Annotated in this window: 11 protein-coding genes and 2 pseudogenes; 11 read left to right on the forward strand and 2 right to left on the reverse strand. The window is 54.7% G+C overall.

The features are described 5' to 3' along the window. Window positions 1–118: 118 nt before the first annotated feature. From HALLA_RS15535 to HALLA_RS15545, 3 genes are all read left to right on the forward strand, one after another. The gene (locus HALLA_RS15535) at window positions 119–1,183 is read left to right on the forward strand and encodes a CNNM domain-containing protein (RefSeq protein WP_049954404.1); all 1,065 of its coding nucleotides are present in this window, start codon (window positions 119–121) and stop codon (window positions 1,181–1,183) included. A 63-nt stretch (window positions 1,184–1,246) separates the two neighbouring features. Continuing rightward, the gene (locus tag HALLA_RS15540; protein WP_049954588.1) at window positions 1,247–1,705 is read left to right on the forward strand and encodes a universal stress protein; all 459 of its coding nucleotides are present in this window, start codon (window positions 1,247–1,249) and stop codon (window positions 1,703–1,705) included. Between the two features lie 568 nt (window positions 1,706–2,273). Continuing rightward, entirely contained in the window at window positions 2,274–3,470 is a 1,197-nt protein-coding gene (locus HALLA_RS15545) for a phage NrS-1 polymerase family protein (RefSeq protein WP_242406212.1), read from the forward strand. A 279-nt stretch (window positions 3,471–3,749) separates the two neighbouring features. Here HALLA_RS15545 and HALLA_RS15550 read toward each other — a convergent pair whose 3' ends face one another. Continuing rightward, the gene (locus HALLA_RS15550; RefSeq protein WP_049954406.1) at window positions 3,750–4,265 is read right to left on the reverse strand and encodes a hypothetical protein; all 516 of its coding nucleotides are present in this window, start codon (window positions 4,263–4,265) and stop codon (window positions 3,750–3,752) included. 342 nt (window positions 4,266–4,607) lie between these two features. Between HALLA_RS15550 and HALLA_RS15555 the strand changes: the two genes are divergently transcribed. From HALLA_RS15555 to HALLA_RS15585, 8 genes and pseudogenes are all read left to right on the forward strand, one after another. Beyond that, window positions 4,608–5,327 carry a DUF2270 domain-containing protein gene (locus HALLA_RS15555; RefSeq protein WP_049954407.1) on the forward strand — a complete coding sequence of 240 codons (720 nt, stop codon included), beginning with the start codon at window positions 4,608–4,610 and terminating at the stop codon, window positions 5,325–5,327. Between the two features lie 318 nt (window positions 5,328–5,645). Next, complete coding sequence (locus tag HALLA_RS15560) at window positions 5,646–5,852, forward strand: DUF4177 domain-containing protein (RefSeq protein WP_049954589.1); 207 nt, start codon at window positions 5,646–5,648, stop codon at window positions 5,850–5,852. Continuing rightward, window positions 5,849–6,865, forward strand: a complete 1,017-nt coding sequence (locus tag HALLA_RS15565; RefSeq protein ID WP_049954408.1) for a hypothetical protein — start codon at window positions 5,849–5,851, stop codon at window positions 6,863–6,865. Before HALLA_RS15560 ends, HALLA_RS15565 begins: the two co-directional genes overlap by 4 nt. A 760-nt stretch (window positions 6,866–7,625) precedes the next feature. Beyond that, a complete protein-coding gene (locus HALLA_RS15570) occupies window positions 7,626–8,558 on the forward strand; it encodes a DMT family transporter (RefSeq protein WP_049954409.1) in 933 nt (310 codons plus the stop codon). A 45-nt stretch (window positions 8,559–8,603) separates the two neighbouring features. Beyond that, window positions 8,604–9,380 (forward strand): HFX_2341 family transcriptional regulator domain-containing protein, encoded by a 777-nt coding sequence (locus HALLA_RS15575; protein WP_049954410.1) that lies wholly within the window; start codon window positions 8,604–8,606, stop codon window positions 9,378–9,380. Window positions 9,381–9,549: 169 nt separating this feature from the next. Further along, window positions 9,550–9,843, forward strand: a complete 294-nt coding sequence (locus HALLA_RS15580; RefSeq protein WP_049954411.1) for a PadR family transcriptional regulator — start codon at window positions 9,550–9,552, stop codon at window positions 9,841–9,843. A 43-nt stretch (window positions 9,844–9,886) separates the two neighbouring features. Then, window positions 9,887–10,024 (forward strand): annotated as a pseudogene (locus HALLA_RS21835) (DUF7558 family protein); the annotation flags it as partial. A gap of 55 nt (window positions 10,025–10,079) precedes the next feature. Beyond that, window positions 10,080–10,397, forward strand: a pseudogene (locus HALLA_RS15585) (winged helix-turn-helix domain-containing protein); the annotation flags it as partial. A 218-nt stretch (window positions 10,398–10,615) separates the two neighbouring features. Here HALLA_RS15585 and HALLA_RS15590 read toward each other — a convergent pair. Then, complete coding sequence (locus HALLA_RS15590) at window positions 10,616–11,764, reverse strand: S8 family peptidase (protein ID WP_242406213.1); 1,149 nt, start codon at window positions 11,762–11,764, stop codon at window positions 10,616–10,618. Window positions 11,765–12,026: the final 262 nt, after the last annotated feature.

A 12,026-nucleotide genomic window follows, 5' to 3' on the forward strand; every position in this document is an offset into this window, starting at 1 on the left:
CACGAATTGGCAGATCTTCCAGCGTGAGGAGACAGAAAGTACGGAGTTCCCACTAGAATCGTCCAACGGACGTTCGTATTTCCACACTAATTTGTATCCGTCGTCCCGATGAGTCGGTATGGAACCTCTCGAAATTAGTGGTCGGATACTGGCAGGGATCCTGCTCATCGGGTTGAACGCGTTCTTCGTCGCCATCGAGTTCGCGCTGACCCGCGCTCGCCAGTACCCCGAGTCGGAGTTCGACACGCCGTCGCTCCAACTCGCCTGGGACATGACCGACAACCTCGAGTTTTACCTGACGACGTGTCAGGTGTGGATCTCGGGGACGAGTATCGCATTGGGTATCGTCGCCGAACCCGGGCTTGCGGCGATATTCGAGCCGATATTCGAAGACACAAGGCTGGCATCGATCGGCGCCGGCTCGTTGCTCGGGTTCTTGCTCATCAACCTGGTTCACCTGACCCACGGCGAGCAAACGCCGACGTACCTCGGCGTCGAACGGTCGAAACAGGTCTGTAAGTACGGTGCGCGGCCGCTGTACTGGTTCGCCAAGGTTCTCGCTCCGGTGATCAAGTTCGGCGACCTGATCGCGAAGGGGACGCTCCGACTCTTCGGCATCGAGATGACCGGTGCGTGGCGCGAAACCGAACGGGACGTCATCGAATCTCGAGCGGACCTGCGAAACCGACTCGGGGCGGTCCTCGAGGAGGGCGACCTTCCCGACGAACGTCGCGAGGAAGTGATGAACGCACTCGAGATCGGTGAACAGACAATCAGTGAGGTGATGGTTCCCCCCGAGGATATCGTCGCGCTGTCGACAGCCGACGACGCAGAGACGAACTTCCAGCGGATGGAAGACCGCCCGCAGACCCGCTACCCGCTGGTCGGCGACGACCTGACCGACTTTCAAGGAATCGTCTACACGCCGGTGCTGGTCAGACACCGCGAGAAACTAACTGACGAACTCGATTTCGCCGAGTTGGCGGCACCGCCGATGACGCTCTCACCCGATACGGACGTCAGCGACGCGATTGACCAGTTCCAGACCGAAAGCCAAGAACTCGCGCTGGTGATCGAAGACGGCGATGTCGTCGGGCTCGTAACCGTGACGGACCTGCTCGAGGTGATCATGGGAGATATCGAGGATCCGCTCGATGCAGAGCACGTCGGGTCACTAGACTAGCCCGACCGGTCCGAATCGGGTTTGGGCCGTCCCTTTTTCCCGTTTGCTACCCAACATGTGAACGTGTACGACGATATCTTAGTCCCGACAGATGGAAGCGATGCGAGCGATGCGGCAGTCGCACACGCGATCAGTATCGCGAAACCGCACGGGGCGACGGTCCACTTCCTGCACGTGATCGACATCGGGACCGAGATGTCGGCGTCCGGGCTCGGAACGATCGCGCCGGAACTCACGGAAACGCTCGAGCAAGAGGGAACCGATGCACTCGAGAGCGCCCAGGAACGAGCCGAAGCGGCCGGTGTGCAACACGAACGGACCATGCTCGAGGGAACCCCACAGGAGGCAATCACCGACTACAGCAGTGACCACTCCGTGGATCTCATCGTAATGGGTCAGAGCGGTCGCTCGGGACTCAAAGAGCACATCATCGGCAGTTCGACGGACCGCGTTATCCGATCCGGCGAAGCCCCGGTACTCGTCGCACACGCGGAGCGTACAGAATCGGGAGACGGAAAGTAAACTACCCCTCTCTACTCGTTTGCCTTCGGCTCATTCCTTGAGGACGCAGCTTTCCCCGTGGTGGCGGTTTCGGCCTCCTCCCTGCATGGACGTTGCGCAGTTCACGACGGCGATTCACAGGTGGGTGTTGCTCTCATCCTCGCTACTTCGGTCGGCCTTCAAAGGTTGATAATAAATATAATTCAGGCATCCCGGCCCGTGACAATCTCCCTTCCCCAACACAAATTCAGAAAGTCGGTTCTTAACCGGTATAATTGCCACTATCAGCCGTATAGTCGGATTTGTTCAGGGCAAAATTCCCGTTCAGGTCAGATGTTTGAGTATTGTTCAGGGCAAAAACGCAGTACGGAAGCGATGTTCAGGGCAAATACTCACCCAAAACCAACTAGTATACAATGGGTTGCACCCGTTGGACAGGGTTGCGGACAGCCTCTCGGCCTATGACATGTTTATCAGCATACTGATGGGTGGTATGCGACTAGATGGACGCGCAGTACGAGGCGGATCACTGATGTCTGAAAGTACAGTTTCGGCGCTTCTCGAGCAGTTATGAAAGCGTGACCAGTGGGTGTGCTGGCGAGAAGAATCTCGAGATGGGAAGCCGACTAAGATCCCAGTGACACCGGGGAGTGGTGAGTTTGCGTCCTCGACGGATCCGACCACATGGGCGTCAGCCGAGACGGCGCTCGAGTATGCCGACTCGAGAGAGGCGGATGGCATTGGGTTCGTGTTTACCGACGACGATCCCATCGTTGGCGTCGACTTGGATGACTGCCGAGATCCGGAAACTGGGGACGTCGACGACCGAGCGCGGGATATTATCGAGCGACTCGATTCCTATACGGAGATCTCACCCTCGGGAACTGGCTTCCATGTGCTCATCGAGGGTAAGCTCCCGGACGGACGGAATCGACGTGGAAGTATCGAACTGTACGACACTGCTCGGTTTTTCACCGTGACCGGTGATTCCCTCGAGGAGACGCCTAACCATGTATCCCGTCGACAGGATGCACTCGAGGCGATTCACCGAGAGTACGTCCAGAACACCGATACTGACGCGAAATCCGAATCCGAGAATCGTGGCACGACTAACGAGCAGATATCGACGAACACGGCAGTCGAGATCGACGTTGACCTCGAGGACGAGGAGTTGCTCGAGAAGGCGCGAAATGCGTCGAACGGTGAGAAGTTCGAGCGGTTATGGCGCGGTTCAACCGCCGGCTACGAGAGCCAGTCAGAGGCTGATATGGCGCTGTGCTGTTTACTGTCGTTCTGGACTGGTGGCGATCACACACGAGTGGATCGGCTCTTCCGCCAGTCTGGCCTTCTCCGGGAAAAGTGGGACGACGTCCACTATGGGGATGGCTCGACGTACGGCGAGAAGACCATCGAACGAGCGGTAGCGAACACCTCCGAGTTCTACGATCCGGACGCTCGAGAGGACTCGAGCGAACCGAGTTCCAAAGAGAGCGAGTCGTCGACCGCCGAGAACCGTGATGAGCCAGCACAGAATCATGCGTATCTAGTCGAGAAAAATCGACTGTTGTCTGACCGCGTCGACGACCTCGAGGCAACACTCGAGGAGAGAGACGACCGTATCGCCGAACTCGAGGCAACCAACGAAAGGCTCCGAGAGCAACTCAGTGATTACCAGGAGGAACTTGAGCGGCGTGAGGACTCTTCGGATCCCGAGATGGATGGGACTCCTGATCAAGACGACTCAATCTGGACGCGTGCACGGCGGTTCGTCGGGGATGACAACTGAGTCTTGTAGAGGTGTCATAGAACGATCCACGTAGGGTTCTTTTCGCGCTATCCGGACTGAACTATCTGTTCACTACAGATGCGAATTGCTCACCGCAGATTCTACAAGCTGAGTGAGATATTTCGATACTCGTGCGAAATCTGCGCCCTGTATCTCGCACAGCAGTCCTAGAGGAATGCGGTCTATCGGCCTGATTAGTACCGGTCTATCGACGTACAGCCATTTCTGAAAAATCGCCATTACAACCGTTATTTCTACCGATGAAGACTGGTATTTGGTTCACTCACACCGCTGAACAGCCGTTATGAGTTGGCTTTTTGGAAGCCACTCGTAAGAGAGGGTGGGAAGGTCATTTCGGTTGTGAAACTGTTGGTAGTGGTCTTGAAGACGATTCTCTGACCGCTCGTGGCGGTCGGTATCGGCCCCTGTATTTTCAATCCCCTTCTCGAGTGAATTGATTTTGTGTGCGAGTCCCATCAGCGGCCCGGCCGCTGCGGACTCTTTGAAGAGAATTCCGTCATCGGTCTCTCTGGAGATGCATCCAACGAACATTGTGGGTGTGGCTCTGTCCGTGACTTCAACCTTCTCGTCGGCCAACCAATCTGGCAGTTGAATGAAAATATCATCGGTACCAAGGAGTCCCAACAATTGCCATAGTTGCCGGGTTTTCTGTTCATTGAGACGCCCCCGTTCCCGGGCATCTTCCAGAGAGATATCGTACTCAGCGAGGGTATCTGGATGCCACGCACGGGCAAATGAGTCATAGTCGGCGTATTTGGTAATCAGATCAGTCACTCCGACATAAGAGGGGGTGCAAACATATTAATATTCCACCGATCTTGACAGCTGTTCTGATCAGTGACTGCGGATACCGGAGTCGTCATGCTGCATGCATGCTCTGGATCTTGCAGGCCCTTTGTGACAACCATTGTCGGAACTGGCAACCAGTCCGGTCACTTTGTTATCTGTACTTACCGAATCAACATCTCCATGACTCTCTCGGGCCCATTTTTCAAGCGTGACCAGTACAAAATTACGGCAATCACACATGCGTACTGTTCGATGTTCTCCAGTACATGACACTCAGATTATGCTGTCACCATACCTGCTTATGGAGCGAGGGGATGTCTCTCCTCTATGACCGATCCGAGTAGCGACGAGTTCGACCCAACAGCACCAGACCAACGGGAAATCGGCCGCGAAATGGTCGAGGACAGTACGGGACTTGGTTCGGTGATGGCCCACGCCTATCGCGGAGAGATAGACCGAGTGGGGACGTGGCGGCAGCGCCTCGACGAGACGACGACGTGGGCGGTGACGCTGATGGCGGCAATCTTGACGTGGGCGTTTTCGAGTGCTGATAACCCACACTATATCTTGCTAATCGGGATCGTTGTCGTCACCATCTTTCTGGGCATCGAAGCACGGCGGTACCGGGACTACGATGTCTTTCGCTCTCGTGCTCGAGTCATCCAAGAGAACCTGTTCGCAAACGCCCTTGATCCGTCCCAAGGCACTGAAAGCCACGACTGGCGGGCGGAACTGAGCAGGGATTATCGCAAGCCGACGCTGAAAGTCTCGGTATACGAAGCACTCGCAAACCGGCTCCGGCGTGTGTACCTTGCTCTGCTCAGTGTCCTCTTGGGCGCGTGGGTCTTCAGGATTACAGCGTTCGCGCCGCGCCAAGACTGGCTGACAACCGCTGGGATCGCCCGTTTCCCTGGGATTGCTGTGATTGCCGTTGTGGGCGTGTTCTACGTCGCACTGCTGGGCGTCACCTTCTGGCCCCGTGAACGCCATGCCAAGGGTGAATTCCGTGAAGGAGACCCGGACGACTGGAAAGAGACAGACGGATAAATCCGTTCTCTGTGCTGTCCGATTCGGGAATTCCGAACACGGGTGATGTGGACGGGTTTCTGGCACCCTCAGCAGATGCTGTTTTTCGGGGGATGGGATGACTGAGACCCCGTAGGCTCGTGATTTGATGCCCAAGGCTATTGTCGCAACGGCCCGGCGGCGTGAGGGAGTGCCCGTCATCCATTGTCCGCTTCGATGTCCGAGTGCTTGCGCGGTGCACTGCTGAGCGTCCAAGCAGACCATATTCCGTATCAGGAATGTTCCCACTACCTCGGTGGTGGAGCGGAATATAGAGGGCTGCAGTACCTACTAGTAGTGATGGCCGAATCAGAAGTGACCTGCTGGGAGTACGAGACGTTTCGCCCACCGCGCGATGAGACCCAAAAAGAAGCAGAGGATCCGAAAGCAGAGTTGAATCAACTCGGTGCAGAGGGCTGGGAGTTTGTGGAGACGATCGCCTACGAGGGAGGCGGCACCAAGTACCTCGTTTTCAAGCGACCTGTCCAATCGGGTGAGCCAGTATGACTGACGAGACCGACATCAGTACGGCTAACACGATGCGTGAGCGCTCGGGCGAGAGTCGGATTAAACTCTGGTTGCTGCTGCGTGCGAACCGCCTTCTCGTCTCCAGCATCCTGACCAGTGCCGTGTTCGTCGCATTTATCATCGCCGTCGCTGTCCTCGATCCATCGTTTTCACGGCAAATCGAGTCCGGCGACATGATCGACACGATGTTCTCGACGATGATCACGGTCATCGTGACTGGGACGACACTCGTCGTCACGATCGGTCAGCTCGTCCTCTCCCAGGAGAATGGCCCGCTCGGCGATCAACGCGAGCGTATGGCCAGTTCAATGGATTTCCGGGATTATACTGAAGAATTAATCGGATCTCCAAGTCCTACCGATCCATCCGAATTCCTCCGGCAGATCATCGGAATCACGGCACAACGGACTACAGCTCTTCGAGAGTCCATTGGCAAGAATGATGACGAGGACCTCCGAGAAGAGGTCGATGAATTTGCTGAAAGCGTCACTGGGAACGCTGACACGGTACGTGACCAACTCGAGGGTGCGCAGTTCGGCTCGTTCGATGTGTTATTCGCCGCATTGAATTTTAATTATAGCTGGAAAATCTTCCAAGTTGAACGTCTCGCGAACGAATACGAAGAGAGTCTCAACGAGGAAGAACACGGCTTGCTTGATGATCTCAAAACAGCGCTGTCTCTGTTTGGTCCGGCGCGCGAACACGTCAAGACGCTGTACTTCCAGTGGGCGCTCATCAACTTGTCTCAGATGATTCTCTATGCTGCAGTCCCGGCATTGGCCGTTGCGGGTATCATGGTCGGAATCGTCGATGCGGGGACGTTCCCGGGAAGCACACTCGGTTTTAATCACATCATCCTCGTCGTGGGCGGTGCGTTTGCGGTGACGCTCGTTCCATTCATGCTGTTCGTCTCGTACGTCCTTCGCATCGTCACCATAGCGAAACGGACACTTGCCATCGAGCCGCTGATCCTCCGCGAATCACAACGCTAAGATTCGACGCAGAACTCAAACCTCAGACACGGTTGGATGTGGACGCTTCGTGAGGGACTGAGGTTAGTCACTCTCAGAACGGGCGTCGATTGCTCGCGTCCCGCCACAGTTCCAATACCGTTCTCCGCGAGGAAATCGACACAGGCACTGTTGAATGCCTTTGGGAAATTCCCCAACCCCATTGAAGCCTCTAACATCGAAAATATAGCCCCCAAACGATTCGTCGCCCCTAATCCACTGGAATGACCGATGGACATTCTATATCTCGCACGCCATTATTGGCAGGTATTAGGTAGTTCAATCGCTGAATGATATGTGCTTCCCCTGTACTTACCGTTTGTCAGGTAGCCACGGGGAAGTATGAGAACTGTTTTCTGACACTCTGAAGTCTTATTCCAAACTCTCCGCCGAGTTTATCGACCCCCCGAAGGGGTGAGGCGTTCAGAAATGACTGCAATCGCCCAAGCAGGTGACCAACGCACTACGTGGTTGGACGAACCAAACGTGGAGTGTCGGCATGATCCGGTTCTAGCAACACTTGGTTCTCTGAATCTCCGATCGACTACTCGAGGCTGCCGTCAAAAACATTGAGCAAGCCGTGAGGTTCTGATACCACTGATCTCACGCGTCTAAACAAGCCCCACCCTCTGTATTCAGCATATAGCACTCTACCTCTCTGAGCGTGAGTAGGAGCTTTTCCAACGTTAGTAACGATAGTAACACACTTAACGTTACTATCTTCTGCCGCTGTCCTTCTCTAATGGCAAGCTGGCTGGACGCAATAGGTGAAATGAGAGATTCAATACCGTTCGTGTCTAAACATACTCGAGCCGTTCTTGAAGCGTTGCTTGTAACCTTCTTGTGGTCGTCTTCCTATGTTCTCATCAAAATCGGGTTGGAAGAGATACCTGCGTTGACTTTCGCAGGACTGAGGTACGGAATAGCGGCAATCGTACTACTTCCGCTCTTTCTGCACAATGGAGGGTACCAGTCCGTTCGTAGACTTGATGGGAGAGACCTTGGTGTGCTTCTCCTACTCGGAGTTGTCATGTACGCTGTTACCCAGGGAGCGCAATTCGTCGCGCTTCAGTACCTAAAGGCGGCCACGGTTAGTCTGTTTCTGACGTTTACTCCCGTCGTCGTGGCTATCTTGAGCGTTCCGTTGCTTGGAGAACACGCATCGGGTCGTCAATGGGCATGGATGGGACTACTGTTTGTCGGCGTGACGATCTATTTCTACCCATTCGATTTCGGGACTCTCGTCCTGATTGGATCCGGCATTATGATGATCGGACTTCTTTCAAACTCTTTCGCTTCAATTCTCGGACGAGACGCCAACCGTGATGGAACGTTGTCTGCGGTCGCAGTGACGGCGGTCAGCATGGGTTTCGGGTCAGCTATCCTTCTCGGAACCGGCGTAGCGGTACAGGGATTACCGCCATTAAGCCTCCAGAGCTGGCTAATTATCCTCTGGTTAGCAGTCGTCAATACAGCCTTTGCGTTCACACTCTGGAATCGGACGTTGCAGACACTTTCTGCCACTGAATCAAGCGTAATCAATAACACAATGCTGGCTCAGGTGGCCATCTTAGGGTGGATATTTCTCGGTGAAACCCTGACTCTGACCGACATCATTGGCCTGACGGTGGTCATGATCGGTGCCTTGCTCGTTCAGATGACCGGTAGAAAGTAGCGAGAGTAACGGACTATTTTTACCAACTACGCCGTGTGGTCAACCATGAGTAGCAAACCTCCCGTGAGCAACCGAGTTCACATTTTTCCTATTGGGTTCGAGTACGCTCGATTGAAGGAGCCGATCTATCAATGGAAGGCAGATATTGTCGTCCCTATTGAATATCGAGATAGCGATCATGAGGTTGCCTTCATTCAGACGTTTTTAGAGGAGTTAGAGAGCAACGAACGTCTTGATGTTGATCGGCGTTCCTGCGATATTTTCGATCTGTATGACACGCTCGGGACGATCTCGAAAGCGATTACTGACTACTCGGATGAGGAGGTTTTCGTCAATCTCTCCGCCGGCAGTAAGATAACTGCAATCGCTGGGATGATTGCGTGTATGGCGACTGGAGCGCGACCGATCTATGCGCGCCCGTCGTATGGGCCAGACGCATCTCAAGTACCTGAGAAGCCACTACATGACGAAATAGCGGAAGTGTTCGAACTGCCAAGGTATCCTATCGAACGACCGTCTGATATTCATATCTCCTTCTTGGATTTTATTGAGAGAGAGACTACTGAGATCACGCAGGGGCGCTATCGGGGTGTTAGCAAGAAGGAGCTAATCGAATACGGGATCGATGAGCAATCTCCCTTTTTCATTGAGTCCGAAACTAAGACCGAGAAGGGATACTATCGATTACTGGATCGCCACGTCATCAAACCCCTACGGGAGCAGGGATACATTGAAACTGAGAAAGTTGGACGGAAAAAATATGTCTCATTGTCAGATAACGGCCAGAACGTGCTTCGGGCGTTCAAACACGTCGTGGATTAGGACTAATCACGAATCTCTGCTTTCAGGGATCGTACGAACGTACTGTACTCGCACGCTGTATGCAGCACGCCGTTTGTATCAACCACGGAGAGTTTCAACAGAGTCTCTTACTTTCTATTCTTCAACTATATCTCGGAAACCTTATCACCTAATAGGAAATAATTCCGATATGTACGATTTGACTGCGTTCCAGCGCGACGTCCTGTATATGATCGCCGGTCAAGACGAGCCCCATGGGCTGGCAATCAAGGACGAACTCGAAGAGTACTACGAGACCGAAATCCATCACGGGCGGCTGTATCCCAACCTCGACGAGGTCGTCGACAAGGGTCTCGTCGAGAAAGGCGAACTCGATAAACGGACGAACTACTATACGATCACGGCCCGCGGTCAGCGCGAACTCGAAGCGCGACGCGAGTGGGAGAATCAGTACGTCGAGTCGCTCACCTCGAGCGCCGAGTAGCTACTTTGGCCGGCCATCGACGGGCGGATCCTGGGTCCCAGTCCTCATCTCGTTCCGCGTGGCAATCGGCCATCTCAAGGGGACGTTGCACCTCTGTACACGGTGTAGTCCCGATGGGACCACTACGTACTGGACACGGAATCTCGACGATCATCTCGTTGCTCGCTCCCAGTCCGGATAGACTGACCGCAACACTCTCTACTGATTCGCTGTAAACTGTAAACACTCAACTCCCCATGTCGCGCACATCAAACCGAGCCAACGGCGACGTCATCCGCGACTTCCTCTCAGTCGCAGAACTCCTCGAAGAGCCACAGCTGGCCCAACTGTACGCGTATATCACCCGCGAGGGGGAAGCAACCGTTCAAGAACTCATGGACGCTCTCGAGCTCGCGCAGGGCACAGCCTACACCTACGTGAACCGGCTGGTCGACGCCGGCGTCATTGAATCGACCACCGACGAGCAACCCCGGACGTACGCCGCTCGCGAAATCGACCTGACCGTCACGGCCGCTGACGGCGCTCGCAAATACACGATCACGCCAGCACTCATCGGTACATGTCAACATTGGTATTGCAGCCAACCGAATGGGGAACCCACGAATCCGAGCCGAATCTCGCGCTACATCCGCACTATCTATGCAGCAGGTCCGCTGAAAACCATCACTGAGAAGGCTTCACTAAGACCACTCAGTTTCCAGCCAATGTGCGGAGACCTCCGGTCAATAGCAACCGCAAACCGCGAAAAGTGATTGCACCACAGGTGGCGTTGTTACTTGGCCAGTGCCTTTCCTTCCAATTTCTCGACCTCCTCGAGGGCAGCATTCGCATTGACAAGCCCGGATCCTTGCTGATCGGGCCCAAGTCCGATGTTTTCTGCGGATGCGGTGAGGAGTTCGCGGATTTCATCGTTAGAGAGGCCATGTGCGGCCAGCAACGCTGCCGAACCCGTCACGTGCGGTGTCGCCATCGAGGTTCCCTCCATGACTCCATACTGATTTCCAGGCATCGTCGATAACACGAGAGTACCAGGAGCGGTCAGGTTCACTTCGGGGCCCGTGTTCGAAAACGATGCGAGCGAATCGTCTTTCGCGATCGCACTTACACCAATCACTTCATCGAGGTCCGCAGGGTAGTCCACATGCGGGTGACCGTCATTCCCAGTCGCTGCAACGAGCAGGAGCCCCTCCTCGTGAGCGAACCTGACAGCCTCGGTCTGTGTCTGCGTTGTCTCTGGTTCGCCCACGCTGAGATTGGCGACATCGTAGCCTTTTCGTGTCGCATGTATGATACCAGCAGCTATGTCCGCATCGGTTCCAGTTCCTTGGTTATCGAGCACCTTCACCGGATGGAGCGTCGCGGATGGACTCACGCCGACGACTCCAAAGTCGTTATCGACTGCCGCAATCGTCCCCGACACGTGCGTACCGTGGCCGTCGTCATCGGCCCACGCTTCATCGCTCTCGATTGTGGTCTCAACGAAGGCAACACCCTCGCCGATGTTGGCATGTAGGTCTTCGTGCGTGGGGTCGATACCGGTATCGATGACCGCAACGTGGGTACCACACCCGGTCTCGCCTCGTTCGTGCGCCGCCAGAGCACCAATTCGTTCGATACCCCAGGGCTTCCATTGCTCGGCTTCGAGATCCTCTTGTATTTGGTTGTCAGGGTCAGTGTCAGGGAGATCGAGGCTCCGCTCGATGTTCTCTTCGACGAATCGAATATCCTCATGGTCACCGAGGACACTGAGATCGCTCTCTGTAACTTCGACTGTGGTGATATCCAGAGCCTCGAACTCGTGGTGGACTTCTACCGCGATATCTCTCGCATGCGCTCTTCCTGCCTCGGTCTCGTGACCGACGTTGTATTGAGCCGTCGTCTCTGCATCCTGTGCTGCAGTCGTTCCGATGCTTCCAAGCATTGCACCTGCAATTCCCGCGGTGGCAGCTGCTCGGAGATATGATCGTCGTCCAATGCGTGTCTCGAGTCGCGTTTCAGGTGGTTTGTTCATAGACGAACCACTCGCTATGCCCATCGATTCTGCATTAGTTCAAACACATCTACATGTCCCATAGGAGATAGTTAGTGTCTATAGGGAGTGTTAAATCCAACAAAAATTGCAACATACGAGTGAGATTGCGGGGAGTATCATCATGCTCATGGCAATCATAACAACGGCCTAA

Origin of the sequence: Halostagnicola larsenii XH-48 (assembly GCF_000517625.1) — an archaeon.
GTDB classification, from domain to species: Archaea; Halobacteriota; Halobacteria; order Halobacteriales; family Natrialbaceae; genus Halostagnicola; species Halostagnicola larsenii.